Annotated in this window: 25 protein-coding genes; 18 read left to right on the forward strand and 7 right to left on the reverse strand. The window is 66.4% G+C overall.

All coding sequences use genetic code 11. The annotated features are described in order from the left end of the window. Nucleotides 1-218: 218 nt before the first annotated feature. The 6 genes from V7702_RS03950 (at nt 219) to ppdK (ending at nt 7,742) form a co-directional block, all read left to right on the forward strand. Nucleotides 219-1,037 carry a fasciclin domain-containing protein gene (locus tag V7702_RS03950; protein ID WP_335648844.1) on the forward strand — a complete coding sequence of 273 codons (819 nt, stop codon included), beginning with the start codon at nt 219-221 and terminating at the stop codon, nt 1,035-1,037. Nucleotides 1,038-1,103: 66 nt separating this feature from the next. After that, complete coding sequence (locus V7702_RS03955; protein WP_335648846.1) at nt 1,104-1,556, forward strand: hypothetical protein; 453 nt, start codon at nt 1,104-1,106, stop codon at nt 1,554-1,556. Between the two features lie 78 nt (nt 1,557-1,634). Beyond that, nucleotides 1,635-2,537 carry a glycine--tRNA ligase subunit alpha gene (locus tag V7702_RS03960; RefSeq protein ID WP_300576041.1) on the forward strand — a complete coding sequence of 301 codons (903 nt, stop codon included), beginning with the start codon at nt 1,635-1,637 and terminating at the stop codon, nt 2,535-2,537. Continuing rightward, the gene (locus V7702_RS03965; RefSeq protein WP_335648847.1) at nt 2,534-3,043 is read left to right on the forward strand and encodes a YegJ family protein; all 510 of its coding nucleotides are present in this window, start codon (nt 2,534-2,536) and stop codon (nt 3,041-3,043) included. The genes V7702_RS03960 and V7702_RS03965 overlap by 4 nt, the downstream gene beginning before the upstream one ends. Beyond that, complete coding sequence (gene glyS / locus V7702_RS03970) at nt 3,043-5,043, forward strand: glycine--tRNA ligase subunit beta (protein ID WP_335648848.1); 2,001 nt, start codon at nt 3,043-3,045, stop codon at nt 5,041-5,043. Before V7702_RS03965 ends, glyS begins: the two co-directional genes overlap by 1 nt. Before the next feature lie 8 nt (nt 5,044-5,051). Beyond that, a complete protein-coding gene (gene ppdK, locus V7702_RS03975; protein ID WP_335648849.1) occupies nt 5,052-7,742 on the forward strand; it encodes a pyruvate, phosphate dikinase in 2,691 nt (896 codons plus the stop codon). Between the two features lie 63 nt (nt 7,743-7,805). Here ppdK and V7702_RS03980 read toward each other — a convergent pair whose 3' ends face one another. Then, nucleotides 7,806-8,927, reverse strand: coding sequence for a beta-ketoacyl-ACP synthase III (locus tag V7702_RS03980; RefSeq protein ID WP_335648850.1), 1,122 nt, complete (start codon nt 8,925-8,927; stop codon nt 7,806-7,808). Between the two features lie 206 nt (nt 8,928-9,133). On the opposite strand from V7702_RS03980, the gene V7702_RS03985 reads away from it, so the two are divergent. From V7702_RS03985 to V7702_RS03995, 3 genes are all read left to right on the forward strand, one after another. Then, nucleotides 9,134-9,682, forward strand: a complete 549-nt coding sequence (locus tag V7702_RS03985) for a porin family protein (protein ID WP_335648851.1) — start codon at nt 9,134-9,136, stop codon at nt 9,680-9,682. A 120-nt stretch (nt 9,683-9,802) separates the two neighbouring features. After that, nucleotides 9,803-10,192: a hypothetical protein gene (locus tag V7702_RS03990; RefSeq protein WP_335648852.1), complete on the forward strand. Its 390-nt coding sequence runs from the start codon at nt 9,803-9,805 to the stop codon at nt 10,190-10,192. Continuing rightward, the gene (locus V7702_RS03995; protein WP_335648853.1) at nt 10,189-11,151 is read left to right on the forward strand and encodes a sterol desaturase family protein; all 963 of its coding nucleotides are present in this window, start codon (nt 10,189-10,191) and stop codon (nt 11,149-11,151) included. The genes V7702_RS03990 and V7702_RS03995 overlap by 4 nt, the downstream gene beginning before the upstream one ends. Here the strand turns inward: V7702_RS03995 and V7702_RS04000 are convergent. From V7702_RS04000 to V7702_RS04010, 3 genes are read right to left on the reverse strand one after another with little or no spacing between them, the layout of a single operon-like run. After that, nucleotides 11,087-12,106, reverse strand: coding sequence for an NUDIX hydrolase (locus V7702_RS04000; RefSeq protein ID WP_335648854.1), 1,020 nt, complete (start codon nt 12,104-12,106; stop codon nt 11,087-11,089). The two genes, V7702_RS03995 and V7702_RS04000, sit on opposite strands and share 65 nt — an antisense overlap. Then, the gene (locus tag V7702_RS04005) at nt 12,106-12,618 is read right to left on the reverse strand and encodes a tyrosine phosphatase family protein (protein WP_335648855.1); all 513 of its coding nucleotides are present in this window, start codon (nt 12,616-12,618) and stop codon (nt 12,106-12,108) included. Before V7702_RS04005 ends, V7702_RS04000 begins: the two co-directional genes overlap by 1 nt. 6 nt (nt 12,619-12,624) lie before the next feature. After that, nucleotides 12,625-13,269: an HD family hydrolase gene (locus V7702_RS04010; protein ID WP_335648856.1), complete on the reverse strand. Its 645-nt coding sequence runs from the start codon at nt 13,267-13,269 to the stop codon at nt 12,625-12,627. 114 nt (nt 13,270-13,383) lie between these two features. Between V7702_RS04010 and V7702_RS04015 the strand changes: the two genes are divergently transcribed. Beyond that, on the forward strand, nt 13,384-14,196 hold the full coding sequence (locus V7702_RS04015) for a universal stress protein (RefSeq protein ID WP_335648857.1): 813 nt from the start codon (nt 13,384-13,386) through the stop codon (nt 14,194-14,196). 13 nt (nt 14,197-14,209) lie between these two features. Further along, nucleotides 14,210-14,581 carry a hypothetical protein gene (locus V7702_RS04020; protein WP_335648858.1) on the forward strand — a complete coding sequence of 124 codons (372 nt, stop codon included), beginning with the start codon at nt 14,210-14,212 and terminating at the stop codon, nt 14,579-14,581. Nucleotides 14,582-14,609: 28 nt separating this feature from the next. Here the strand turns inward: V7702_RS04020 and V7702_RS04025 are convergent, their stop codons facing one another. The 3 genes from V7702_RS04025 to V7702_RS04035 all read right to left on the reverse strand — a co-directional run bounded on the left by V7702_RS04025 (nt 14,610) and on the right by V7702_RS04035 (nt 18,365). Next, nucleotides 14,610-15,422 carry a hypothetical protein gene (locus V7702_RS04025; protein ID WP_335648859.1) on the reverse strand — a complete coding sequence of 271 codons (813 nt, stop codon included), beginning with the start codon at nt 15,420-15,422 and terminating at the stop codon, nt 14,610-14,612. 108 nt (nt 15,423-15,530) lie between these two features. Continuing rightward, complete coding sequence (locus tag V7702_RS04030; RefSeq protein ID WP_335648860.1) at nt 15,531-16,403, reverse strand: AAA family ATPase; 873 nt, start codon at nt 16,401-16,403, stop codon at nt 15,531-15,533. A gap of 147 nt (nt 16,404-16,550) precedes the next feature. Then, nucleotides 16,551-18,365 (reverse strand): tetratricopeptide repeat protein, encoded by a 1,815-nt coding sequence (locus V7702_RS04035; protein ID WP_335648861.1) that lies wholly within the window; start codon nt 18,363-18,365, stop codon nt 16,551-16,553. 199 nt (nt 18,366-18,564) lie between these two features. Between V7702_RS04035 and flbT the strand changes: the two genes are divergently transcribed. The 7 genes from flbT to V7702_RS04070 all read left to right on the forward strand — a co-directional run bounded on the left by flbT (nt 18,565) and on the right by V7702_RS04070 (nt 25,964). Then, on the forward strand, nt 18,565-18,990 hold the full coding sequence (gene flbT, locus V7702_RS04040) for a flagellar biosynthesis repressor FlbT (RefSeq protein ID WP_335648862.1): 426 nt from the start codon (nt 18,565-18,567) through the stop codon (nt 18,988-18,990). After that, nucleotides 18,950-19,315, forward strand: a complete 366-nt coding sequence (gene flaF / locus V7702_RS04045) for a flagellar biosynthesis regulator FlaF (RefSeq protein WP_300576671.1) — start codon at nt 18,950-18,952, stop codon at nt 19,313-19,315. Before flbT ends, flaF begins: the two co-directional genes overlap by 41 nt. A gap of 317 nt (nt 19,316-19,632) precedes the next feature. Then, nucleotides 19,633-20,466 carry a flagellin gene (locus V7702_RS04050; protein WP_335648863.1) on the forward strand — a complete coding sequence of 278 codons (834 nt, stop codon included), beginning with the start codon at nt 19,633-19,635 and terminating at the stop codon, nt 20,464-20,466. Nucleotides 20,467-20,763: 297 nt separating this feature from the next. Further along, complete coding sequence (locus V7702_RS04055) at nt 20,764-21,591, forward strand: flagellin (protein WP_335648864.1); 828 nt, start codon at nt 20,764-20,766, stop codon at nt 21,589-21,591. A 249-nt stretch (nt 21,592-21,840) separates the two neighbouring features. Next, nucleotides 21,841-22,005 carry a flagellar protein FlaG gene (locus V7702_RS04060; protein ID WP_305289075.1) on the forward strand — a complete coding sequence of 55 codons (165 nt, stop codon included), beginning with the start codon at nt 21,841-21,843 and terminating at the stop codon, nt 22,003-22,005. A 191-nt stretch (nt 22,006-22,196) separates the two neighbouring features. Beyond that, nucleotides 22,197-23,027 carry a flagellin gene (locus V7702_RS04065; protein WP_335648865.1) on the forward strand — a complete coding sequence of 277 codons (831 nt, stop codon included), beginning with the start codon at nt 22,197-22,199 and terminating at the stop codon, nt 23,025-23,027. 147 nt (nt 23,028-23,174) lie between these two features. Continuing rightward, the gene (locus V7702_RS04070; RefSeq protein ID WP_335648866.1) at nt 23,175-25,964 is read left to right on the forward strand and encodes a hypothetical protein; all 2,790 of its coding nucleotides are present in this window, start codon (nt 23,175-23,177) and stop codon (nt 25,962-25,964) included. The last annotated feature ends 47 nt before the right edge of the window (nt 25,965-26,011 follow it).

Here is a 26,011-nt window from a genome sequence, read left to right on the forward strand (position 1 = left end):
AACCGGTGTGCGTTTTCTGAGCGTTCACGGGGTGGGAATGCACAATTAGTGATCATACGCTGGCGAACCGCCGCCGCCTTAGGCGCCTTGGCCGCGCCTAAGCGCCACCATGATCACGAGGGCGTGATCATGGGCAACTGATCGACCGCGGCCGCGTAAACCTCTCGACCCGCGGCCCGAGCTTCTGGGTCGTGCTCCCAACTGACGAGAGGATGACTATGCATCTGACCCGCCTGATGACCGCAACAGCCGCCGCCGCCTTGATCACGGGCGCGGCGCAGGCCCAGGACGCCATGACGCCTGCGCCGTCGACGCCATCGGAGGGCGTTCCCGCCGCCCAGGCCGGCGCCTCCGCCCGTGCAAGCACGCAGGTCGCTCCAGCCGGCGACATCGTCGAGACGGTTCAGGCCTCGGGGCAGTTCACCACCCTGGTCAAGGCGCTGGAGGCCACCAACCTGGTCGGGCTCCTGAAGGACAACAGCAATCTTACCGTCTTCGCCCCCACGGATGCGGCCTTCGCCGCCCTGCCGGCTGGCGAACTCGATCGGCTGATGGCCGAAGAGAACCGCGCCGAGTTGCAGAAGCTGCTGACATATCACGTGGTCAACGCCGTGCTCGACGGCTCCAAGATCGACGGGGCCAAGGGGCCGGTGCCGACCGTGGCCGGTGAAAACATCGAAGTCGACGGCAGCAGCGACCCCTGGATGGTCGGCCAGGCCCGCGTCACCCAGGGCGATGTCATGGCCGATAACGGCGTGGTCCATGTGGTCGACAAGGTCCTGATGCCTGGCGCGGTCCCGGCCGCCGCCGCCCCGCCGGCCGCTGACGCCGCCGCGGGCGCTGACGCTGCCTCCACCTACGAGCCCGCGCCGCCCGCTACCGAGGCCGCGCCGACGGGTATGGAGTCTGACACCTCCGCCACGGCGCCTGCCCAGGCGAGCGCCATGCAACCCATTCCGGACACACCGGAAAATCGCGCCGAATACGGCGAACCCCTCTCGAACGCCGGCCAGAACTCGGCGCCGCGAGGCAACTAGGCCTAAGGCCCTACAGGGCGGCGGGGGGGACCTGCGGGCTTCGTTGAAACGCAAAGGAATGCAACAATGAACCTCAAGATGATCCTCTCCGCCGCCTCGGCCGCGGCGCTTCTCACCGCCGGGGCCGCTCAGGCCCAGACGGCCTACGGAACCGCTCAGGGCGAGATGAACACCCAGGCGGGTCCGTCCGACCACAAGGATTCCAGCACGGGTCTGCCCTCTGTGGACTCCACCCGCCCCACCGGGGCTGAGGCCGGCAAGACGATGTCGGGCGACATGTCGGCCGGGGCCGAGATGAACTCCAGCATGTCGGGGGCTGTGAACCAGCCCGGCGCCATGGCCCGCGGGGACGCCTCGGCGGCCACGGAGGCCGGGACGATGGCCTCGGCCAGGACCGGCGCCTCGGCCAATGTGACCATGGTGACCAATGGGCCGGTCCCTGACACCGAAGAGAACCGCGCCAAGTACGGCGGGCCGCAGTCCCGGGCCGGCAAGATGACGGAGCCCACCGGCAACTGATCTTCGCCGCGCGCTTGATGCACAGGTCGGCGGGCCCTATGGTCCGCCGACTTTTTTTGCGCCTGCAAATCAGCCCAGATGTCCTCAGAAAAACCGCTCTCGTTTCAGGGCCTGATCCTGAAACTCCATGACTATTGGAGCCGCCAGGGTTGCGTGATCCTGCAGCCGCACGACGTGGAGGTGGGGGCGGGCACGCTTCACCCGGCTACGGTGCTGCGCGCGCTCGGTCCAAAGCCTTGGCGGGCGGCCTATGTGCAGCCCTCTCGCCGCCCGGCGGACGGCCGCTACGGGGAGAACCCCAACCGCCTGCAGCACTATTATCAGTATCAGGTGATCCTGAAGCCGAACCCGGACGACCTGCAGGATCTCTATCTGGGCAGCCTGGAGGCCATCGGCCTCGACACCCGCCTGCACGACATCCGGTTCGTCGAGGACGACTGGGAGAACCCCACTGTGGGCGCCTGGGGCCTGGGCTGGGAAGTCTGGTGCGATGGTATGGAGGTCACCCAGTACACCTACTTCCAGCAGGTGGGGGGCGTGGACGTCTGGCCGGTGGCCGGCGAGCTCACCTACGGGCTGGAGCGGCTGGCCATGTACCTGCAGGGCGTCGACCATTTCACCGACCTGGCCTTCAACGATCCGGACGGGCCCGCGCCCATGACCTATGGCGAGGTGTTCCTGGAGAACGAGCGCCAGCAGTCGACGGCCAATTTCGATGGTTACGACGTGGCCACCCTGAAGCGGCAGTTCGAGGACATGGAGACCCAGGTCCCGCGCCTGCTGGCGATGAAGGGGCCCCAGGGCCAGGCCATCGTCCTGCCGGCCTATGACCACGTGCTCAAGGCCAGCCACCTGTTCAACCTGATGGACGCCCGAGGCGCCATCGCGGTGGCCGAGCGCCAGAGCTATATCGGCCGCATCCGCGACCTGACCAAGATGTGCGCCGAGGCCTGGGTGGCCAATGAAGGGGGCAACGCATGAGGCCCGCCCTGTTGGCCGTCTGCGTCGGGTTCATGATGGCGCTCGCCGGCTGCGCCGAGGCGCGGCCGGAGAACGAAGAAATGGTCTTCGTCACCGAAGATGATCCGGCGGTCGTAGCTGCGATGACGCAGGCGCGGGAAACGCTGCCGATCTTCTGGCGCCTCCATGAGGCTCCTCCCCCCGGCTACAGCGAGTTCGCCGTGAAAGTCGGTCTTCCTACGGTGTCGCGGGACGGTGAGGAGCATATCTGGATTTTCGACGTGGTGCGTGAGCCGGACGGCGGCCGCGGAAGGCTTGCTAACCCACCCGATGATCTCGGAGATCTCCAGCACGGCTCGCTGGTCACCTTTAAAGACGAACAAGTCAGCGATTGGCAGTATGAAAAGGGTGGCAAGCTCTACGGCCATTTCACCACGCGAGCGCTGATGGACCAGTGGAACGAGGTTCAGCGCGCCGAAGGTCGAGAGCGTCTTTCGCCCGAGCCGCTTGAGGCCGGAGTTCAGTAATGCCTCAGTTGCTTCTCGAGCTCTTCTCCGAAGAGATTCCGGCCCGCATGCAGGCCCACGCCGCCCGCGATCTGGAGCGCATGGCCCGTGAGCGTCTGGCCGAGCAGGGCTTCCTGCCTGAAGCCATGACCGCCTTCGCCGGTCCGCGCCGCCTGACTCTGGTGATCGAGGGTCTGCCCGAGGCCCAGGCCGACCGCACCGAAGAGCGCAAAGGCCCGCGCGTCGGGTCGCCGGAAAAGGCGATGGAAGGCTTCCTCCGCTCTACCGGCCTGACCATGGACCAACTGGTCGAGCAGAACGGCGTCTGGTTCGCGAAGATCGAACGCAAGGGCCGTCCGACGCCCGAGATCATCGCCGAGATGGTCGAGGCCATCGTGCGCAGTTTCCCCTGGCCCAAGTCCATGACCTGGGGGCGGGGGACCCTGCGCTGGGTCCGGCCGCTGAAGCGTATCGTCTGCGTGTTCGACGGCGTGGTCGTGCCTTTCGTCATCGACGGGATCGCCAGCGGCGAGACCAGCGAGGGCCACCGCTTCATGGGCGACGCCAAGCCGTTCCGCGCCCGCAATTTCGACGAGTATCAGGCCGGACTCTCGGCCCATTTCGTCGTGCTGGATCCCGAGGAGCGCAAGGCCGCGATCCTTGATGGCGCCCGCACCCTCTGCTTCGCCCGCAATCTGGAGCTGGTGGAGGACGAGGGGTTGCTGGCCGAGGTCGCCGGCCTGGCCGAATGGCCGACGCCTGTCCTGGGAGACATGGACCCCGACTTCCTTGACCTGCCGCCCGAAGTGATCCGCACCTCCATGCGGACGCACCAGAAGTACTTCGCCGTGCGCGATCCGGCGACCGGGGGCCTGGCGCCCCACTTCATCACCGTGGCCAACATCCAGGCCGCCGACGGCGGCGCAGCCATTGCGGCCGGCAACGCCAAGGTGCTGTCGGCCCGTCTGGCCGATGCTCGCTTCTTCTGGGACGAGGACCGCAAGCTCACCCTGGAAGACCGGCTGGAGAAGCTGAAAGGGGTCACCTTCCATGCCAGGCTCGGCACGATGTTCGAGCGGGTGGAGCGGATCACGCAACTGGCGCGCCGTCTCGCGCCCCTGGTCGGCGCCGACGCCGAAGCCGCCGCCAAGGCCGCCCGGCTGGCCAAGGCCGACCTGGTGACCGGCATGGTCGGCGAGTTCCCGGAGCTTCAGGGCCTGATGGGCGGCTACTATGCCCGCGCCGAAGGCCTCGATCCCGGGATCGCCGACGCCATCCGCGATCACTACCGGCCGCAGGGGCCGGGCGACGCAGTCCCGGCCAGCCCGCTTGGCCAGGTGCTGGCCCTGGCCGACAAGCTCGACAGCCTGATCGGCTTCTTCAGCATCGACGAAAAGCCCACCGGCTCCAAGGATCCCTACGCTCTGCGCCGCGCGGCGCTGGGCATCATCCGTATCGTGCTGGAAGGGGGCTTACGCCTGCCGATCCGCGACATTGCGGGCGATGACCTGGTCATCTTTTTCGCAGACCGGCTGAAGGTGCTCCTGAGAGAGCAGGGGCGTCGCCACGATCTGGTGGATGCGGTGTTCGCCCTGGGCGACGACGATCTGGTGCGTATCGTGGCCCGGGTGGATGCGCTGGACGGCTTCCTGACCACCGAGGACGGCGCCAACCTGCTGGCCGGCTATAAGCGCGCGACCAACATCCTCCGGGCCGAGGAGAAGAAGGGCGCGCTGCCAGACGGCCCGGCGGTCGCCATGGACGGCGCGCCAGCGGCCGAACTCGCCCTGGTGCAGGCCCTGGCCGGCGTCGAGCCTTCTGTCGCGCAGGCCCTGAGCGCCGAGGACTTCGTGGCCGCCATGCAGGCGCTCGCCGGTCTGCGCGGGCCTGTGGACGCCTTTTTCGAGCAGGTTCTGGTGAATGCTGAAGACCCCGCGGAACGGGACAACCGTCTGCGGCTTCTGAGCCAGGTTCGCGACGCCATGGGGCGCGTGGCGGATTTCAGCCAAGTGACGGGATGAGTGGGACGATGACGAGCCTGACCAAGACGCGCTGGGTCTACGCCTTTGGCGGCGGGGCCGCCGATGGCGACGCCTCGATGAAGAACCTGCTGGGGGGCAAGGGCGCCAATCTGGCCGAGATGTCGTCCCTGGGTCTGCCGGTGCCCCCGGGCTTCACCATCACCACCGAGTGCTGCACCCACTACTACGCCAACGAGCAGCGCTATCCCGATGACATGAAGGCCCAGGTGGAGCAGGGGCTGGCCCGGGTCGAGGAACTGACCGGCAAGCGCTTCGGCGACGCGGTAAACCCGCTGCTCGTCTCGGTGCGCTCGGGCGCGCGGGCTTCTATGCCCGGCATGATGGACACGGTCCTGAACCTCGGCCTCAACGACCAGACGGTGGAGGGCCTGGCCAAGCTGTCGGGAGACCGCCGGTTCGCCTTCGATTCCTACCGCCGCTTTATCCAGATGTACTCCAACGTGGTCCTCGACCTGGATCACCACATGTTTGAGGAAATCCTCGACGAGCATAAGGAGCGCCTCGACGTCACCGTCGACACCGCCCTGACCGCCGAGGACTGGGAAAAGGTCGTCGCCGACTACAAGAAGGCGGTCGCCGCCGAGCTGGGTTCGGACTTCCCGCAGGACCCGCAGGCCCAGCTCTGGGGCGCGGTGGGCGCGGTGTTCGCCAGCTGGATGAACGACCGGGCCAAGTTCTATCGCCGCATGCACGACATCCCCGAGAGCTGGGGCACGGCGGTGAACGTCCAGTCGATGGTGTTCGGCAATATGGGCGAGACCTCGGCCACCGGCGTCGCCTTCACCCGCAACCCGTCCACCGGCGAGGCGCGCCTCTATGGCGAGTTCCTGATCAACGCCCAGGGCGAGGACGTGGTGGCTGGCATCCGCACGCCCCAGGCCCTGACCAAGATCGCCCGCGAGGAGATGGGCGACAAGTCGCCCTCCATGGAGGAGGCCCTTCCGGAGGTCTTCGCTCAGTTCAAGGACGTGGTCGGCCGCCTGGAAACCCACTACCGCGACATGCAGGACATCGAGTTTACGGTCGAGCAGGGCCGGCTCTACATGCTGCAGACCCGCAACGGCAAGCGGACCGCCAAGGCGGCCCTGAAGATCGCCGTGGATCTGGCCGCCCAGGGCGTGCTGACCCATGAAGAAGCGATCATGCGGGTTGAGCCCGCCTCGCTGGACCAGCTGCTGCATCCGACCATCGACCCGTCCAGCGAGCGCGACGTGATCGCCCAGGGCCTGCCGGCCTCGCCCGGCGCCGCCACCGGCAAGATCGTCTTCGACGCCGACGAGGCCGAGCGCCTGGCCGCGATCCATGAGTCGGTGATCCTGGTCCGCGACGAGACCAGCCCCGAAGACATCCACGGCATGCATGCGGCCAAGGCGATCCTGACCGCCCGCGGCGGCATGACCAGCCACGCCGCCGTGGTCGCCCGCGGCATGGGCCGGCCTTGCGTCTCCGGCGCTGGCGAGGTGCAGATCCATCCCAAGGCCGGTGAGTTCCGCGTCCGCGGCCGCATCTTCAAGGCCGGCGACATCATCACGGTCGACGGCTCCACCGGCGAGGTCCTGGCCGGCGCGGTCAAGATGATCGAGCCCGAACTGACCGGCGACTTCGCCACCCTGATGGTCTGGGCCGACGGTCTGCGTCGCCTGAAGGTGCGCGCCAACGCCGAGACGCCGCTGGACGCGCGCACCGCCCGCCAGTTCGGCGCCGAGGGCATCGGTCTCTGCCGCACGGAGCACATGTTCTTCGAGGAAGATCGCATCGCCGCCGTGCGCGAGATGATCCTGGCCGACGACGAAAAGGGCCGCCGTACGGCCCTGGCCAAGATCCTGCCCATGCAGCGCGCCGACTTTGTCGAGCTCTTCACCATCATGGAGGGCCTGCCGGTCACCATCCGGCTGCTCGACCCGCCGCTGCACGAGTTCCTGCCCCATACCGAGGAGGACCTGAAGGCCCTGGCCCAGTCATCGGGCCTCGAGCTGTCGGTCCTGGAACGCCGGGTCAAGGAGCTGCACGAGACCAACCCGATGCTCGGCCATCGCGGTTGCCGCCTGGGCGTCTCCTATCCGGAAATCTACGAGATGCAGGTCCGCGCCATCTTCGAGGCCGCCTGCGAGATCGCCGAGAGCGGCAAGACCCCGCCGTGCCCGGAGATCATGCATCCCCTGGTGGCCAAGGGCGAGGAGATGAAGTTCCTGCGCCTGCTCACTGACCGGGTGGCCAAGCAGGTGCTGGCCGAGCGCAAGCTCGACTTCCCCTATCTGGTGGGCACCATGGTCGAGCTGCCTCGGGCGGCGATCCGGGCCGCCGACCTGGCGGAGAACGCCGAGTTCTTCTCCTTCGGCACCAACGACCTGACCCAGACGACCTTCGGCATCAGCCGGGACGACTCGGGCCGCTTCCTGGCCGCCTATATGGACAAGGGCATCTTCGAAAAGGACCCCTTCGTCAGCCTCGACCAGGAAGGCGTCGGCGACCTGATCCGCATCGCCACCGAGCGGGGCCGCGCCCAGCGGCCGGAGATCAAGCTCGGCATCTGCGGCGAACACGGCGGCGATCCGGCCTCCATCGACTTCTGCGAACGGGTCGGCCTCGACTATGTGAGCTGCTCGCCCTACCGGGTGCCAATCGCCCGGCTCGCTGCGGCCCAGTCGGCCATCGGCGAACGCGAGAAGGACCGCTAGAACGACAAAGGCCCCGCCGGATCAGCCGGCGGGGCCTTTTCTCTTCATAGTCGGCGGTTGGCCTCAGCGCTTGCGGACGAAGACCGTCCCGGCCGAATAGCCGGCGCCGAACGAGCAGATCAGGCCCATCTCGCCGGTGTCGAACCCGTCATTGGCCTTGTGGAAGGCGATGATCGAGCCGGCCGACGAGGTGTTGGCGTACTCGTCCAGGATGATGACGTTCTCCTGCGGTGTCGGATCGCGGCCCAGCACCTTGCGGCCGATCATGTCATTCATGTTGATATTGGCCTGGTGCAGCCACAGGCGCTTGAGCGCCGTGGGATCGAGGTCAAGGTCCCGGGCGTGGTCGACGATCATTTCCGAGACCATCGGCACCACCTCGCGGAACACCTTGCGGCCCTCCTGGACGAACAGCTTGTCTCGGTCCTGCGCGCCCTCGGGCGCAGCGCGGTTCAGGAAGCCGAAGTTGTTGCGGATATTGTTGGAAAAGACCGTTTTCAGCCGCGTGCCGACGATGTCCCAGCCCTGGCCGGGCTTAGCGTCCTCCTCGGCTTCCACGATCACCGCGGTGGCCACGTCGCCGAAGATGAAATGGCTGTCGCGGTCACAGAAGTTCAGGTGGCCCGAGGTGATCTCGGGATTGACCATCAGCACAGCCTTGGCCGAGCCCGTGGCGATGTAGTCGGCGGCGGTCTTGATGCCGAAGGTGGCTGAGGAGCAGGCGACGTTCATGTCGAAGGCGAAGCCGTCTATGCCGAGCGCCTGCTGCACCTCGATGGCCATGGCCGGATAGGCCCGCTGCATGTTGGAGGCCGCGCAGATCACCGCGCCGATTTCGCTGACCGGCTTGCCCCAGGTCTCCAGGGCCTGACGGGCCGCAGCCACGGCGATCTCGGCCAGGATGGAAATCTCTTCGTTAGGCCGCTCGGCGATGACCGGGCGCATGACGTCGGGATCGATCAGGCCCGACTTGTCCATCACGTAGCGGGACTTGATGCCCGAAGCCTTCTCGATGAAGGCCTCTGACGAGGGCGTCAGCGCCGCGATCTCACCGGCGGCTATGGCCTCGGCGTTGCGGGCGTTGAAGCGCTCCACATAGGCGTTGAAGGTCTCCACCAGCTCAGCGTTGGTGAGCGTGTTGGACGGGGTGTAGAGCCCCGTGGCGGCGATGACGGCGTTACGCAAGATCGCTTCTCCGAAGACAGCCTCTTCCGGGCTTGGCCGGTTAGATACCACGGCCTGGGCGAAAAGCGGGCAGGGGGCGATGTGGCTCTTTCGTCACACCCTGTGGCTGCCCTGCAAAGGTCCGCAGACGGACAGGAATCCGCCCCGATTGGCGACGATGAAGACGCCGCTCGGGGGAGCGTGTCCCCAAGTTCGGAGTATCTCGTATGAAGTCTCTCATTACCGCCGCCGCCACTGTCGCCGTGCTGGCCGCCGCCCCTGTCGCCGTGCAGGCCCAGTCGATGTCGGCCCCGGAAATCTACGGCTCGGTGGGCTACGCCCATGCCGACGCCGACGATTTCGACCTGGGCGCCATCCAGGGCCGCCTGGGCGCCAAGCTGACCCCTTATCTTGGCGTCGAGGGCGAGCTGGCCTTCGGCGTGAAGGACGACACCTATCGCCCGCCGGTGAGCATCGGCGGTTCGCCCATCGACGTGGAGCTGAACCACAGCGCCGCCATCTATGGCGTGGGTTTCCTGCCGATCAACCCGCAGGCCGACCTGTTCGCCCGCGTGGGCTATGGCACCACCGAGATCGAAGCCTCGGCCGCCGGCATCAGCAGCAAGGCTGATGGCGAAAGCTGGAACTTCGGCGTCGGCGGCCGCTACTTCCTGGACGGCCAGAACGGCTTCCGCGCCGACTATACCCGCCAGGAATTCCAGGATGACGGCGGTTCGGCCGACGTCTGGGCCGTGGGCTACGTTCGGAAGTTCTAAGCCTTTCCGATCCAGGATCTGGGTCTGAAGCGACGGCGCGTCCCACCCCGGGGCGCGCCGTTTTGCTTGACCGCACCGAATTCGGAGCCGACCGTGGCGCTTCCGGGGAGGACCAGCGCAGTGGACAAGGCGTTCCTGATACAGTTCAGCAGCTCGTTGGCCGCCGTGGGCGTGCTGGTGAGCTTGTCGGCCTGGGCCCGCATCGGTCGCCCCGCTCGAACCCTGGATGAGGCGCGCGCCCGGGAGCTGTTTTTCGAAGATTTCCCGGACCGCCGGATTGACCGTCTCTGGATCACCCGGGACAGCAAGGGCGCCCTGGCGCGGTCGGGCGAATGCGCCCTGGTGCTGATGGCGCTCGGGGACGGGTTTGCGGTGCGCAGGCTGTCTTGGTGTCAGGCCAGTTCGGCCATGTTCAAGGGCGGCGTGCTCTCGATCCATCTGGGCGACGTGGCTGCGCCCCGGGCCCTGCTGGCCTTCGACAACTGGCCGCCGGCCGACCTCGCCGCATGAGTCCGGACTTCGACCCGGTCGCCCTGGCGGTGCCGTTCTTCGTCCTGGCCATCGTCCTGGAGATCATTCTGGGCCGCCTGGGCCGGGCCAAGGCCAACTACGAACCGCGGGACACCTTCACCTCCCTGGCCATGGGCCTGGGCAGCACCACGGCGGGCCTGCTGACCGGCGGCGCGGTCTTTGCGGCCAGCCTGTGGGTTTACGAGCATCGCCTGTTCGAGATCCCGATGACGGCGATCTGGGCCTGGGTCGCGCTCTTCCTGCTGGAGGACATGACCTATTACTGGTTCCACCGCCTGGCGCATGAGCGGCGGTTCTGGTGGGCGAGCCACGTCAATCACCACACATCTCAGCACTACAACCTGTCGACGGCCCTGAGGCAGACCTGGACCGGCGGGGTGGCCGGGACCTGGCTCTTGTGGCTGCCCCTGTCCCTGATCGGTTTTCCGCCGGCCATGGTGGCGATCCAGAAGGGGATCAGCCTCGTCTATCAGTTCTGGATCCACACCGAGGCCATCGGGAGGATGCCCCGCTGGTTCGAGGCGGTGTTCAACACGCCGTCCCATCACCGGGTCCATCACGCCCGCAATCCCCGGTATCTCGACCGCAACTATGCTGGCGTGCTGATCATTTGGGATCGCCTGTTCGGCACCTTCCAGCCGGAGTTGGCCGAAGAACCCTGTCGCTATGGGGTGGTGAAGAACCTCGGCACTTTCAATCTGTTGCGGGTCGCCTTTCACGAATGGATGGCCATCGGACAGGACCTGCTGACGGCGCGGTCCTTGCGCGAGGCGGCCGGCTACCTGTTCGGGCCGCCCGGCTGGAGCCTCGACGGCAGCCGCGAGACCTCTCATCAGATCCGGGCGCGCTGGGCGGCGACCCAGCCTGAAATGCTCAGTCGCGAAGCAGCGGAAGCGACAGGCCCGACACGGGCCGCGCGCTCAGAATCTCTCGTCTGAATCGAAAGAGTTCAGCCGGCCGGCCGCCGGTGTCGGCGTCGATTCGCCCCAGCCCCTCGACCAGCCCGCTGCGCTCGAGCACGCGGCGGAAGTTCTGCTTGTGCAGCGGCGCGCCGGCGATGGCCTCTACAGCCCGCTGCAAGGCCGAAAGGGTGAAGGCCTCGGGCATCAGCTCGAACACCACGGGGCGGTACTTGATCTTGCCCCGCAGACGGCTGAGCGCCGTGGCCAGGATTCGCCGGTGGTCGGAGATCATCGGCGCCCCCAAGGCCGCGGCCAGGGCCTCTGACCGCTCGCCGCCGGCCTCGCCACGGTCCCGGGCGGCCTCAGGCGCCAGGCCCGCGCCATAGAGCAGTTCGTAGCGCTCCAGCACCCGTTCCTCGTTCCAAGGGGCGCCGTCCAGGGCGAAGGCCAGGCGCGCCCTGGCGAGGCGGGTGGCGCAAAGCGCAGCGGGGGCGCGGTCGGCCCAACGCCGCAGAGCATCCTCGATCGGCTCCAGGGCGGCCGGTCGGCCCTGGCGCCAGTCCTCCCAGGGAAAGAATCGCGACCAGGGCGCCCATGCGGTGTCGGGAGCCTCGGTGTCCACAGCGGCCGGAGTCAGGGCCAAATAGCCGACCGATATGACCCGGCTCACCGCCGCCCCATTCGAGGCGTCCCCGCCGCCCATGTCGGCCAGCGGCGCGTCGCGGCCGCGGTCGCCGAAGGTGTAGAGCTGCTCCACATAGCCGAGATCAAACCGCGTCTGGGCCGTCACGAAGGCCCGCAGCGCCAGTTCGAACGTGCGGTGGGCGTCCGGATCGAATGGGCCGAAGGGCAGGCCGGCGAGCTCGGATGTGACCCCGTTATCTTCTCCTCGAGGCTTTACGGTCAGCACCAGGGCCTCGCCGTCGCGCACCGCGACGACCACGGCCGACAGGCCGATGACGACCGGAGGATGGGCCTGGCCCTGCGCCATCAGTGCCGGGCGGCGAAGTCGAAGGGCGAGCCGAGGTTCACAAACCCGTTGCCGCCGATGGCCTCGATGGCGTCCACCATGCGGCCCTGGCGGCCCAGCATGTCATCGGCCAGGGCGACGATCCGCCGATTGGGATAGGCGTGGGGGGCGAGGCTGCGCAGGGTCCAGGCGATGGCGGCTTCGTCGACCTCCGGGCTGCGGGCGCAGGCCAGGGTGAAGGCGCTGGCGGTCGAGCGGCTGATGCCGGCCCAGCAGTGGATGACCATCGGGTCGCGTTCGTCCCAGGCCTCTGCGAAGGTCAGCAGGCGGCCCACCAGGGTTTCATCCGGCGCCGTCAGGCCTTCTGCCGGCTGGGCGATGTCGTTGACCCCCAGCTTCAGGTGGCGATCTGGCGCTATCCCGTCAGGCGTCTCGATCATGGTGGTGGGGTCGAGCAGGGTCACCATGTGGGAGGGCCTGCGCGCGGCGATCACCGAGGGCAGGTCGGCCAGGCCGCAGACGATGATCGTCATGTCTGGCTACTCCGTATCGAAAGCGGCGTCGGCCGGGGCGAATCCCGCAGCCTCCGACAGCACATGATAGCGCTGAATGTAGCGCGCCTGGGCCAGCGATGCCGACAAAGGGTCGATAACAAGGTCGTAGCCCTCGGGCGGGGCCCCGAAAAACTCCAAGGCCTCATGCGCCGCAAAGCCCGCCAGCTGCGTCGCTTCGTAGTAGGCGCAGGCGTGATCAGCCCGTTTGATCAGGGTCTTCACGGCGGCCGGCGACTTTGCCGGCAGGCCGAACCGCACATGGATGGCGGTCTCCAGCCGCTCCTCGAAGACCTTGTAGTCCAGGCCCAGGGCCTGCTTGAACGGCGAGATCATGTCGCCGATCACATATTCGGCGGCGTCATGCAGCAGGGCGGCCAGGCGCCAGCGCGGTTCGATATCCGGCTGGATGTGCGCCACGATCTCCTCCACCACGATGGAGTGCTGGGCCACAGAGAAGGCGTGATCGCCCACCGTCTGACCATTCCAGCGCGCCACGCGGGCCAGACCATGGGCGATGTCCTCGATCTCGATGTCCATGGGGGAGGGATCGAGCAGGTCCAGTCGCCGGCCTGACAGCATGCGTTGCCAGGCGCGAGGTTCGCGCACATTGCGACGCAGCCCTTTCTTCATCGCGGCGTTCCTTTCAGAGTCCTATGGTCGCGCTCCACCGGCGCAGGATTGGCAAAGATCAATGCACGCATCGATCATGGGGCGCATCATCCTGGCCACAGGAAAGGGAAGCAAATGACGTGGGCGAGAATCATGGCGCCGCTGTCCGGCGGCGAAGGCGATCGGGTTGTTCTGGAGGCGGGCGCGCTTGTCGCTGGAGCGTTCGACGCGGAACTGGCCGGGGTCTACACCCCAGCCGACGTAGCTGACGTCATGCCCTGGATGGGCGAAGGCTTCATGGGCGGGGTTCAGGCCACCGCGCTTGAATCCTTGAAGGAGGCCGCCGCCGTCGGCGAGAAGAAGGCCCGCGAAGCCATGGCCGCGGTCTCCTACGGCTCCAAGAGCTTCATGGCGCTGGAGACGCCCGTCTGGGCGAATCTGTCGGCGGAAAGCCGCCTTTCGGATGTAGTGGTCTTTTCCGATGAGCCTGGCCGTGGCCGCGGCCCTCTGGCGGAGGCCTTCCAGGAGGTGCTCGCCGACGAGCAGCGGCCGGTGCTGATCGCCCGCCCGGGTCTCAAGGTCGGCGGCACGGTCGCCGTGGCCTGGGACGGGGGCAAGGAAGCCTCCCGCGCCGCCCGTCAGGCGACGCCTCTGCTGCAGAAGGCCTCCAAGGTCGTCATCCTCACCGCCCCACGGGCCACCACCCGGGCGCTGGATCCAGGTCGTCTTCAGGCCTATCTGGCCGCGCGCGGCGTCAAGGCCGAGTGCGAGGTGCTGCCGGATTCCGGGGAGGCCGCGCCCATGCTGCTTTATGCGGCGCAGAAGGCCGGCGCCGAAATCCTCGTGGCCGGCGCCTTCGGTCATCCGCGCCTGCAGGAGTTCATCTTCGGCGGCACCACCCGTTCGTTACTGGCGGCAGATTCGCCGTCCCTGTTCCTGTCCCACTAGTTCGAGGTCTTCCATGACCCTATCGCGTATCGTCATGCGGCTCGCCCGTAACCCCGGCACGGAGTTCGCCGGCGGGGACGACCATCGGGGCTATGCCCTGACCGCCCCACTCACCGCCGACGGCTACATCGACGACGAGGCCTACGCCAAGTCGAAGGCGGAGTGCGTTGTCCGCCGCTTCGCGCCCGACGAAGACGCCGTGGACGGTCGTCTGGCCAAGCGCCGGGACCACTGGTTCTTCGACTATGACAGCGACGACACCGAGGATGACGAGCCGGTCCACCGCCTGGGCGAGCATCGCTTTGCGGTGGGCGAATACGTGACGGTCACCGACGAAGACGGTCGCCCGCTGACCTACAAGGTCATGGAGGTCCAACCGGCCTGATCCGAGGCGGCGGGGCGGGCCCTCGGGCCTAGACCCCGCCGTTCTCGCGTACCAGTTTCCGGACATCGTCGAGGCTTTCGTCATCGGCGTCGGCGGTGGCCGACGTCACAATGGCGACGGTCAAGGGACCGGTTTTCGGCCCGGCGGCCTCAAGGCCGACATAGGCGGCCCCCTCGGCGTGTGGTCGACCCGCCAGGATATAGGTCGCCCGGACACCGCGTTTTTCGCGGGACAGGGCTTCACCCTTCAGCCGAACCTCCCGATAGATCTTGATGGTCGCCCCGTCGTCCGACGCGTTGATCGAGACGGGTCCGATCTTGACATTGGCCATCTCGTCCTGGGCGTCGATCTTCAGGCCGGGCAGGTCAATGCTGACGGAGTCGTCCTGCGCCTGGATGCGGTGGCCGCCGACATCCACCTCCACCGGGCCCGGGCGAGCGTCCGCCGGGTTCGAAGCATCGCCCCCGGCGTCGGTGCGCGCCTGGGCGATGGCCTGCGCCGCCAAGGCCGCGCTTTCTTCGGCCTCGGCGCCCGTGGTGCTCGGGGTGATCTCGGCCAGGGCCAGGGCCGGGGGCAGGGCGTCGGCGAGCTCGGTCTCCAGCATGGCCAGGGTCGCGCGGGCGTCGCCGACCACGTCCACGAGGCGAAGCTCGACCTCGGCCCCGTCGGCCATGCGATAGCGGCAGGACCGTCCGTCCTGTGCGGCTTCGATGCGGTCGAGGGAGCCTGATTGTTCCGGGCAGTCCAGGCGCCCGGTCGTGGCCGCCGACATCGGGCGCTGGGCGCAGGCCGGCAGGGCCAGGATCAGGCCTATCGCCGCGACGGTCAGGGTGGAATTCATGTTCAGAGGCTCCCGTGCACCTTCGCCGTGACGGTGTACGGGCGCGTCTGCACCGTCGAGTGAATTCGCCGTAAGCCCCGAAGCGCGACGCTTCGGGGCCGAGGCGACCTACTGGCCGGGGCGCGAGCCGCCGGCGCCTTCGCGCCGGGCCAGGAAGGCCAGGCGTTCAAACAGGTGGACGTCCTGCTCGTTCTTCAGCAGGGCGCCGTGCAGCGGCGGGATCAGCTTGGTGGGATCGCGTTCCTTCAGCGACTCCGCGTCGATGTCTTCCACCATCAGCAGCTTGAGCCAGTCGAGAAGTTCGGAGGTCGAGGGCTTCTTCTTCAGGCCCGGAACCTTGCGCATGTCGTAGAAGATGCGCAGGGCCTCGGCGACCAGCTTCTGCTTGATCCCGGGATAGTGGACCTCGACGATCTGGTTCATCGTCTCGGCGTCGGGGAAGCGGATGTAGTGGAAGAAGCAGCGGCGCAGGAAGGCGTCCGGCAGTTCCTTCTCGTTGTTCGAGGTGATGATGACGATCGGCCGGATGGCCGCCTTGATCGTCTCGTTGGTTTCGTAGACGTAGAATTCCATCCGATCGAGCTCCTGCAGGAGGTCGTTGGGGAATTCGATGTCGGCCTTGTCGATTTCGTCGATCAGCAAGACGGGGCGCTTGGGGGCGTCGAAGGCCTCCCAGAGCTTGCCCTTCTTGATGTAGTTCTTGACGTCCTTGACCCGCTCATCGCCCAACTGGCTGTCGCGCAGACGGGTCACGGCGTCATATTCGTAGAGGCCCTGGTGAGCCTTGGTCGTCGACTTGACGTGCCAGGTGATCAGTTCGGCGTCGAGCGCCTTGGCGATCTCGTAGGCCAGCACGGTCTTGCCGGTGCCGGGTTCGCCCTTGATCAGCAGGGGACGTTCCAGCGCGACGGCCGCGTTGACGGCGACCTTCAGATCCTCGGTGGCGACGTAATCGTCTGTGCCTTCGAAACGCTCGGCCATATGAGCTCCCAATATGTGCGGGTTCAATGACGCCCGCATTCGAACAAATGTTTCAACTGACGCCAACCTAAAGGGCGGCGCGGGACATTCAAGCGGCTTGAGCGCCTGCGGCGGCTTCTGCGGGGCTGACGCGGCCTGCTGCCCGCGTCAGGGCTTGGGCGCCCGCCGCAACTGCGGCCCGCCCGGCTCGGCCAGGGCCTGCGCCATCTGGCTCAGCATCGGGGACCAGTCGCCGAGGGCCGACGCGGTGAAGACCCGCATCTGCGGGTACCAGGGATAGTGGTCGCTCCCCAGGCGCGGCCAGGCGCCGGGCGCGGATGTGACCCAGGCGCTGGCCCCGCAGGCCCCGGCCAGGTTCACCGTGGCGTTGGGAAAACCGATCACCAGGTCGAGCGCGCAGGTGAGGGCGGCGATGTCATCCAGATCCTGCTTCAGGTCGATCCCCGGGGGAGTCCAGATGTCGACGCCCATCTCCTGCCGGGCCTGTTCCAGCTCGGCGGCGCAATCGCCGTACTGCAGATTGATGAAGGTCACGCCGGGGGTGGCGAGCACCTCCCGCCAGGCATCAAAGCCCGAGAAAAAGCGCCGGCGCGCGCTGTTCATCAAGGCGCTCTTCCACAGGAGGCCCACCTTGAGACCCGCTGGGGCCGCCTCGAGCACCTTGCGCCAGTGAGCGACGCGGTCGGATGCAGGCTTCAGATAGCCGGGCTGGGCTGGGAACGAGTCGACCGAGGGCCGGAACCTGCGGAGCAGCGACGCTATGGGCGCCCAGAGCTCGGGCGCCGCGGCCTCCTCCAGGAAGGGCGCCACACGCACGGAGCGTCCGGCCACGCTGTAGGTCGCGTGGGCGCCGACCTCAACTTGCGGGAAGCTGCGCTGGAACAGGGGCACGAGCCTCTTCTCGACCGCGAGGACCAGCCGGCCCTGGGGACCTAGAGCCGTGATCAGGTCAGGGATCAGATTGGCGAACATCACCTCGTCCCCCAGGCCCTGCTCGCCGAACACCAGCAGGCTGCGCCCGACCAGATCGGTCTCCAGGGTCCAGGGCCCGCCCGGCGCCTGGTACTGCGTGCAGTCAGCGAACAACGGATGTCGACGGGCCTCGTACTCCTCCCAGCCTTCCACCGTGCGACCAAGCTCCAGCAGGGCGGTGGAACGGGACAGGCGCATCATCTGGCGCTCATCCTCCGCGGTGACGCCCGACAGGGCGATGTCGCAGTCGACTAAAGCACCGGCGGGGTCGCCGAGGGACAGGCGAATATTGCCGCGATTGTACTGCGCCTTGGGGAAGCTGGGCTGCAGTCGCAGGGCTTCGTCGAAAAACAGCTGCGCCGTGGCCAGTTCGCCCTGTTCGGTCACGATGGTGCCCATGGTGTTCCAGGGCATGGCCATGTCCGGATGCGCCTCGATGGCCGGCCGCAGCACCTCGATGGCCTCCTCGGCGCGATCCTGGTCGCGGATGGCGCAGGCGAGGTTGTTGGCGCCCTCAGGATGGTTGGGCTTGGCGGCGAGAAAGTGACGAAACAGCTTCTCGGCCTCGGCCTTCATTCCCATCCGGAAAGCCAGGCGGCCCAGATCGTTGGCGACCTCGGCCTGATTGGGCAGCAGGGCCAGGGCTGACTGGTAGCAGGTGATCGAGTTGACGAAGTCGCCGGCGCGCTCCCGGGCGATGGCCAGCAGGTACCAGGCGAAGCCGTTGCGCTCGTCATGTTCCAGGGCCTGGATGGCGAGCTTGCCGCCGGCGTCGTGATCTTCGGCCTCCAGGGCTGCGACCGCCCGGCGCAGGATTGGTTCGATGGAAAGGGCCTTGAGCTCGGTGATCGCTGCATTGAGCCGGCGCAGGGCGTCCTTGGACCCAGAGGCCCCCATGGAGTCTGCGGCCATGGCTGCGTTGACCGGACCGTGCTGTGCGGCCGACAGAGCAATAGACGAAGTGTCGCTGGTGCGGCCCGGACGACTCATCACCGCCTCCATTTCTTGCGTGATTGGGGTCATGCTTCAGGCCAGTATGGTTACGCCTTGCTTAAACGCGGCCTTGCGCCGCAGGGCTGGCAAGAGGTCATTAACGGTCGCCGCATAGCTTGGGCCTATCCAGACAGCTCCGGATTCGGGGCTGGCCCTGGGTCTAACGCGTTGGGCGCATCTTTCGGGGGTCGAGCATTTGCCGCTCAAGCTGTCGCTGAAACCAGGCGAGAAGTTCGTTCTGAACGGCGCTGTCGTTCAAAACGGCGATCGTCGGGGAACCCTGGTGCTCCAGAACAAGGCCTCCGTGCTGCGTGAAAAGGACATCATGCAGCAGGACGAGGTGACGACGCCGGCGCGGCGCGTCTACTTCCCAGTCATGATGATGTACCTCGATGAGGCAGGGGCCGACCGCTACTACGATGAATTCGTGCGACGGCTGTCGGAATTCATGGGCGCCGTGCGCAATCCCGGAATTCTGGCCGAGTGCATATCCATCTCCAAGCACACCATGACGCGCGAGTACTACAAGGCGCTCATGCTGTGCCGGAAGCTTATCGATTACGAAGACGAGGTGCTGGGTAATGTCCCTTCGAGCCTACCAACAGGCGGCGCAGAGAGCTGAGTCGCCGCGCGAGGCGGAGTACCGTCTCTTTGCGCAGGTGACCCGGGCTTTGATCGAGGCGTCCAAGGCCGATCCGTACGCCTTCGGCGTCCGCGCCGATGCGCTGGACTGGAACCGTCGCCTATGGATGGCGTTGGGCGAAGACTGCGCCCATGCCGACAACAAGCTGCCTGAGGCCCTGCGCGCCCAGATCATTTCCCTGAGCATCTGGGTCCAGAAGCACACCAGCCTGGTTATCCGCCGGGAAGACGACTTCGAGGCCCTGATCGATATCAACCGGATCATCATGCAGGGGCTCTCGCCCTCGGCGGCCGAGGCCGCCTGAGGCGGCGGGGCCGACTAAGGTTCAAATCGAGTTTTTGAAGGGCCCGGCGTTCGCTGGGCCCTTTTCTTATGCCCCCAGCGCAACTTGCCGGCCCGGCAGATTTGACTCGGCTAAATCTGCCGCCGGGGGGCGAAACCTCCCCGCGCCCCTCCGCCGCATGGTTTTCGATTGCTGAAATAATGCAGTGAATCAGGGGTTTACCGAAGCGGCGTTGGCGGGCTCGTTCTGGCGCGCCGCTTGCGATGGTTCCTGCGAGCCAAGAACGGCTCACTGGCGAAAAATCGCCGGATACCCGACCAGAATGGAAGGACAAGGCCATGCCGATGAATTCGGTCAACACCAATGTCGGCGCCATGGTGGCGCTGCAAAACCTCAACAAGACCAATACGGATCTCAGCACCACCCAGAGCCGCATCAACACCGGTCTGAAAGTCGCCAGCGCGAAGGACAACGGCGCGATCTGGGCTATCGCCCAGAACCAGCGTTCCGACTCCGGCGCCCTGAACGCCGTCAAGGAATCCCTGTCCCGCTCGGTCTCGACCGTGGATGTGGCCCTTTCGGCGGGTGAGAGCGTCTCCGATCTGCTCCTGCAGATGAAGGAAAAGGCTCTGGCGGCCGCCGATACGACCCTCGACACCGCCAGCCGCGTGGCCCTGAACGATGACTTCAAGGCCCTGCGGGACCAGATCACCAAAGTGGTCGACAACGCCGAATTCAACGGCGCCAACATGATCAAGGCCACGACCCCGACGACGGTGGCGGCTCTCGCCAGCGCTGACGGTCAGAACAAGATCACGGTGGCCGCTCAGAACCTGGCGCTTGCCGGCGGCAATGTGACGGTCGCTGCGGACAGCACGATCGGGACGACGACCACGGCCTCGGCGATGATCGCGACGATCAATACGTCGATCGCCAATGTCTCGGCCGCCCTGTCCAAGCTCGGCACCGGCTCCAAGGCGCTTTCGTCGCACCTGGAGTTCGTCGGCAAGCTGCAGGACTCGATCGACGCCGGTGTGGGCAACCTGGTCGATGCGGACCTGGCCAAGGAAAGCGCCAAGCTCCAGTCGCTGCAGACCAAGCAGCAGCTGGGCATCCAGGCCCTCTCCATCGCCAATCAGTCGTCGGGCACGGTGCTGTCGCTCTTCCGTTAACGTCTTGAAGCCGGGCGGCGCTTGGTCGCCGCCCGGCAGACTTTTCACCGGGCAGGCTTCGCCCGGCGATTTCTGCCGGGTGAGGCTAGGCAGATATTTCCGGGCATTTCGTCGGTCGGCATATTTTGCCGGCCCAAAACGTGCCTAACGCACCTATAACCCAACGAATCCAGAAACTTGCGAGCTTGGCTCCGGCCGGCGCGACTTGGCGCGCCTGTTGCTGCCCTTTGGTTCGGGCAAAACGCCCACGGCGGTCAAAACGACGGCCGGTTTCCTTAAGAACAAGGACCAAGGCGCATGAATAGCGTTAACACCAATGTCGGGGCCATGGTCGCCCTGCAGAACCTCAACAAGACCTCGAGCGACCTGAGCACCGTTCAATCCCGGATCAACACGGGCCTGAAGGTCGCCAGCGCCAAGGACAACGGCGCTATCTGGGCCATCGCCCAGAACCAGCGTTCGGAGTCGGGCGCCCTTAACGCCGTCAAGGAAAGCCTCCAGCGTTCGATCTCGACCGTGGATGTCGCCCTTTCGGCTGGCGAGAGCATCTCCGACACCCTTCTGCAAATGAAGGAAAAGGCGCTCGCCGCGTCCGACACCACCCTCGACACCGCCAGCCGTACGGCCCTGAATGATGACTTCAAGGCCCTGCGCGACCAGCTGACCAAGGTCGTGGACAACGCCGAGTTCAACGGCGCCAACATGATCACGGGCACCACGCCCACTACGGTGGCGGCGCTCGCCAGCGCGGACGGTCAGAACAAGATCACGGTGGCCGCCCAGAACCTGGCGCTCGGCGGCGGCAATGTGACGGTGGCCGACGATTCGTCGATCGGCACCCAGACCACCGCCGCAGCGATGATCGCCACGATCAACACCTCGATCGCCAATGTGTCTTCGGCTCTGTCGAAGCTGGGTACGGGCTCCAAGGCCCTGGCCTCGCACTTCGACTTCGTCGGCAAGCTGCAGGACACGATCGACGCCGGTGTGGGTAACCTCGTCGACGCCGACCTGGCCAAGGAAAGCGCCCGTCTCCAGTCGCTGCAGACCAAGCAGCAGCTGGGCATTCAGGCCCTGTCCATCGCCAACAGCTCCAGCTCCACCCTGCTGGGCCTGTTCCGCTAACGGAAGTTCTGACCCCGGCGCGCGTCGCCGGGGTCAGGCGCGGCGGGCGGGGAGGGCGACCTCCCCGCCGACCGTGTCCTCCAAAAGGGAGGCCGGTGACACCAACGTCCCGGCACATGCGACATGCAAAACAGAGTGGCGGCAGTCGCGGCCACGAACAGCGTCAGCTTCGAACGGCCCGCGCCAAAGGCGCCGCCCGAAAAGCGTGAAGCTGCTCCGAGGCCCGCCCCCAGATCCGATCTGGCGGATGTGCGTCTGATCATTGAGGAAAACGACGAGGCCGGCGCCTATGTCTACAAGACGGTGGACCGCCGGACGGGCGAGGTGATCTCCCAGATCCCCCGCGAAGAGGTGCTCAAGATGAAGGAGCGCCCCGACTACGACGTCGGAGACTTGGTGAGCACCGTAGCCTGAACCCTTGGGTCTGGCGCTGCCGGACCTGGAGAAGATGAGTCCTTTCAACCGTCTCGGCGCGCCGGGGCGGCCGCTGGCGTTTGGGCGTTAACCATCTAGACACCATGATTCCATAGCTTCCATCTCGAACAGCAACCCGCGACTCGGCCCAGGAGGCGAGGCGGGTGGCGGACGATGAAGGAGGTCCGAGCATGGCGATCAGCGTTCACACCAACAAGTCGGCGTTGGTCGCACTGCAGAATCTGAACAAGACCAACGACGAGTTGTCGAATGTTCAGAACCGGATCAACACCGGCCTGCGGATCGGCAACGCCAAGGACAACGCCTCGGTCTGGTCGATCGCCCAAGGGCAGAGGGCTGACATCGGGGCCCTCGGCGCGGTGAAGATGAGCCTTAACCGGGCGCAATCCATCTCTGAAGTCTCCATGGCCGCAGGCGAGTCGGTCTCCGACCTGCTGGTGCAGCTGAAGGAGAAGGTGGTCTCGGCGATGGACACGTCGCTGGACTCGTCCTCGCGGACGGCCCTCGACTCCGACTTCAAGTCGATCCTTCGCCAGATCACCCAGGTGGTTGAAAACTCGGAATTCGACGGCGCCAACATCCTGGATGGTTCGGTGGCCGGCTCGATCCGCTTCCTGGCCAACGCCGACGCCAACGCCTACATCACGCTCTCGACCCAGAACATGTCCCTGGGCGGCGGCATCATCACGATGGCCGGCAACGCCTCGATCACCACCAGCACCCTGGCCAGCGGTATTCTGACCCAGCTGGACGCCTCGATCGCCAATGTGAACCAGTCGCTGGGCAGCCTTGGCGCCCAGGCCAAGCAGATCGAAGCCCACAACAAGTTCGTCGACAAACTGACCGACGTGCTCACCGCCGGGGTCGGCAATCTGGTCGACGCCGATCTCGCCAAGGAGAGCGCCCGGCTGCAGGCCCTGCAGGTGCAGCAGCAGCTTGGCGCCCAGGCCCTGTCGATCGCCAATGAGGCGCCGCAGGTCATCCTGTCGCTCTTCCAGTAGGTTTGAACATTCAAGTCTCGACGGGGCGTCGTGAAGACCCGGGGCGCACAGGTGGTCCGGGTCTTCATTTCACGCACCTTAACTGACCGTAAGGCTTGAGACCCGATGATGCCTGGGCAGGCATAGGATCTGCGTTGAGGGGCCGCCGTGATTGGGTTCGATTCCAATCTGCTGATGAACTATTATCAGGCCAAGCTGGGCTCGATCGGTGGAAGCTCGTCATCCTCGTCGGGAAGTTCGCTCACCCAGAAATACGCCCCCACCGCACCCTGGTCCACGCAGGCGACGCCGATCGATTCCTCGGCCCTGCTCAAGACCGCCCTGCAGGGCGGGCGGATCATCGATGAGTCCGCCGCCACCCTCGATCTGTCGGGCGCCAGTTCGGACTACAAGAAGCTCTTCGCCCTCTATCAGGGCCTCGGCACGCTGACCGCGCTGGCCGAGAAGATGAACACCAAGAACCTCACCAGCTTCGACACCAACCGGATCGTCACGGCTTTCACCAAGGGCATGGCCGAGCTCAGCGGTTATGTGGACAACGCGAAGTTCGACGACGTTCGCCTGGGCCTTGCGGAGGTCGCCGACACCGCCCGGGCCAAGGTCGGGATTTCCCGCGGCAAGAGCGAATATATCACCGCGCCCCTGGTGTCAGGCACGGCCAGCAGCGCTGTGCCTGCTTTCGAAGGCGACGTGAAGTTCAACATTTCGATCAAACAGATCAACACCAGCATCGATATCGCGATCGATCTGTCCGACATGGGCGCCCAGACCCGCACCCTGCCCAATGTGATCAATCACATCAATTCCAAGCTGGAAGCTGCTGGAGTTACTACGCGCTTTGCTCAACAGCGCATCCCCGGGGAGGAGCGGACCTTCACCTCGGCTGGCCGGACCATCAAGCTGCAGCCGGCGCCCGATCAATGGGCGATGAAGATCAAGACCGACATCACCGAGCAGGTGACCTTCACCGCTGCGGCCACCGCGCCCGCCATCTATCTGACCCAGAAGGTCGGCGATCCCGATCCCGACGGCAAGGCCGACACCAATGATGGCGTACAGACCAACCAGCTTCTGAAGTTCCAGGCCGAAACGGGCGCCGTGGGCGCGGCCCCGCAGCCGTCCGGCGAGGCCCACTGGGTCGAGGGCCGGGTCTTCGCCAATCCTCTAGAAGGCAAGATCGAGACGGTGCGCGCCACCCAGGCCGGGACTGACGGTTCTGTGTATGTGCTGGCCGACGTGACCGGCGACATCTCCGGCCAATCGATCAAGGGCGAGCGCGACGTAGCGCTGCTCAAGTACGATTCGGCCGGCAAGCTGATCTACACCCGGGTCCTGGGGGCGTCGGAAGACGCCAAGGGCCTGGCCCTGGCGGTGTCTGCGGACGGCCAGGTGGCTGTCGCCGGCTCGGTCACCGGCCAGTTGAACGGCGCTGCGGATGGGCCGCTGAATTCCGGCGATTCGCCCGCCCTGGCCGAGCTGAGCGACAGCTTCGTCACGGTGTTCAACGACAAGGGCGAGGAAGTCTGGAGCGCCCGCCGTGGCTCACGGCAGGAGGACGAGGCGACCCACGTCGCCTTCGGCGCCAATGGCGAGGTCTATGTCTCAGGGCGTTCGAAGTCATCGATGCCGGGGGCCACGGCTCTTGGCGGCACGGATTCCTACATTCAAGGCTTTGGGCTCAACGCCAAGGGCGAGCCCGTGTCGCTGTTCACCCAGTCCTTCGGTACGGCCTTTGACGACAAGCCCGCCGGCCTGGTGGTGGATGGCGACGCCCTGGTCACCGCCAGCATGGAGAATGGCCGCGCCGTCGTGCGGCGATTTGATATCTCAAGCGGCGCCCCGGTGCAGGTGGCCCAGCGTGACCTGGGCGAGCTTCAAGGCGGCACGATTACCGGGCTGGCGCTCGACAACGGCAATCTCGTCATCGCCGGCTCGACCCGCAACGCCGCCCTGAACGCCGGAACGGTGACCCGCGCCCATGCCGGCGGCATGGACGCCTTCGCCGCGCAGATTTCGGCGGATCTGACCGCCAATCCCGCCGACGCCGTCGCCTACTATGGCGGGGCCGGCGACGACAAGGCCGCGGGCCTCGCCGTTTCCGGCGGCCAGGTCTGGCTGACGGGGCAGGCGGGCGCCGAGGACCTGCCCGGCCAGGTTCCCAAGGGTGAGGCCGACGGATTCCTGGCTCGCCTGGATGTGGCGGCCGGCGACGTGGTCTGGTCGCAGCGCTTTACCGGTAAGGACGGCTTCGCCACGCCCGGATCGATCACCATCGCCGACCAGGGCGCCAGCGTCCTGGATCGCCTGGGCCTGCCGTCTGGCCAACTGACCTTCAAGGACTCATCCAATCTGACGGCCGTCAGCGGCCTGCGGGCCGGCGATGAGTTCAACATCAGCGCTAATGGCGGGCGCCCCAAGACCGTGACCATCGCCGTCGACGAGACCCTTGAGAGCCTGATGCTCAAGATTCGGCGGGCTACGGGTTTCCAGGTCAAGGTCGATACGGCCATCACCGACGGCGTGCGCCGCCTGCAGATCAAGCCGCTGAACGAACGCTCGGTGATCGAACTCACGCCCGGCAAGGAAGGGCAGGACGCCCTGGGCGTTCTGGGGCTCGCCGAAGGCGTGATCCGCGCCACCAAGGTGGAGGATGGCAAGACCGTCTCCGCCGACGGCAAGGGCGACTTCTATGGCCTGGGGCTGCACTCGCAGCTCAATCTCGACACGCCCGAACAGGTGCGCCACGCCATTTCCGAGCTGACCCAGGCGCAGGGTGTGATCCGCAAGATCTATACAGCCCTGCGCGACGCCGCGACGCCGCAGAGCGTCCTGGCGCAGCAGAAGGCCGCCGCCGCCATTGGCCAGGCGCCCGCCTATATGACCGCCCAGATCGCCAATTATCAGGCCGCCCTGGACCGGTTGACCGGCGGCGGGTGAGCCTCGTCTTGCCACGGTCACAGGCCCGGTCTAGAGGCCTTGCCCTG

The organism is Phenylobacterium sp. (assembly GCF_036963605.1).
GTDB lineage: Bacteria > Pseudomonadota > Alphaproteobacteria > Caulobacterales > Caulobacteraceae > Phenylobacterium.

What these genes read in the sequence shown, in the direction of transcription:
- V7702_RS03950 (WP_335648844.1), top strand. Translation starts at nt 219, where the DNA reads ATGCATCTGACCCGCCTGATGACCGCAACAGCCGCCGCCGCCTTGATC.
- V7702_RS03955 (WP_335648846.1), top strand. Translation starts at nt 1,104, where the DNA reads ATGAACCTCAAGATGATCCTCTCCGCCGCCTCGGCCGCGGCGCTTCTC.
- V7702_RS03960 (WP_300576041.1), top strand. Translation starts at nt 1,635, where the DNA reads ATGTCCTCAGAAAAACCGCTCTCGTTTCAGGGCCTGATCCTGAAACTC.
- V7702_RS03965 (WP_335648847.1), top strand. Translation starts at nt 2,534, where the DNA reads ATGAGGCCCGCCCTGTTGGCCGTCTGCGTCGGGTTCATGATGGCGCTC.
- glyS (WP_335648848.1), top strand. Translation starts at nt 3,043, where the DNA reads ATGCCTCAGTTGCTTCTCGAGCTCTTCTCCGAAGAGATTCCGGCCCGC.
- ppdK (WP_335648849.1), top strand. Translation starts at nt 5,052, where the DNA reads ATGACGAGCCTGACCAAGACGCGCTGGGTCTACGCCTTTGGCGGCGGG.
- V7702_RS03985 (WP_335648851.1), top strand. Translation starts at nt 9,134, where the DNA reads ATGAAGTCTCTCATTACCGCCGCCGCCACTGTCGCCGTGCTGGCCGCC.
- V7702_RS03995 (WP_335648853.1), top strand. Translation starts at nt 10,189, where the DNA reads ATGAGTCCGGACTTCGACCCGGTCGCCCTGGCGGTGCCGTTCTTCGTC.
- V7702_RS04000 (WP_335648854.1), bottom strand. Translation starts at nt 12,106, where the DNA reads ATGGCGCAGGGCCAGGCCCATCCTCCGGTCGTCATCGGCCTGTCGGCC.
- V7702_RS04005 (WP_335648855.1), bottom strand. Translation starts at nt 12,618, where the DNA reads ATGACGATCATCGTCTGCGGCCTGGCCGACCTGCCCTCGGTGATCGCC.
- V7702_RS04010 (WP_335648856.1), bottom strand. Translation starts at nt 13,269, where the DNA reads ATGAAGAAAGGGCTGCGTCGCAATGTGCGCGAACCTCGCGCCTGGCAA.
- V7702_RS04015 (WP_335648857.1), top strand. Translation starts at nt 13,384, where the DNA reads ATGACGTGGGCGAGAATCATGGCGCCGCTGTCCGGCGGCGAAGGCGAT.
- V7702_RS04020 (WP_335648858.1), top strand. Translation starts at nt 14,210, where the DNA reads ATGACCCTATCGCGTATCGTCATGCGGCTCGCCCGTAACCCCGGCACG.
- V7702_RS04025 (WP_335648859.1), bottom strand. Translation starts at nt 15,422, where the DNA reads ATGAATTCCACCCTGACCGTCGCGGCGATAGGCCTGATCCTGGCCCTG.
- V7702_RS04030 (WP_335648860.1), bottom strand. Translation starts at nt 16,403, where the DNA reads ATGGCCGAGCGTTTCGAAGGCACAGACGATTACGTCGCCACCGAGGAT.
- V7702_RS04035 (WP_335648861.1), bottom strand. Translation starts at nt 18,365, where the DNA reads ATGAGTCGTCCGGGCCGCACCAGCGACACTTCGTCTATTGCTCTGTCG.
- flaF (WP_300576671.1), top strand. Translation starts at nt 18,950, where the DNA reads ATGTCCCTTCGAGCCTACCAACAGGCGGCGCAGAGAGCTGAGTCGCCG.
- V7702_RS04050 (WP_335648863.1), top strand. Translation starts at nt 19,633, where the DNA reads ATGCCGATGAATTCGGTCAACACCAATGTCGGCGCCATGGTGGCGCTG.
- V7702_RS04055 (WP_335648864.1), top strand. Translation starts at nt 20,764, where the DNA reads ATGAATAGCGTTAACACCAATGTCGGGGCCATGGTCGCCCTGCAGAAC.
- V7702_RS04065 (WP_335648865.1), top strand. Translation starts at nt 22,197, where the DNA reads ATGGCGATCAGCGTTCACACCAACAAGTCGGCGTTGGTCGCACTGCAG.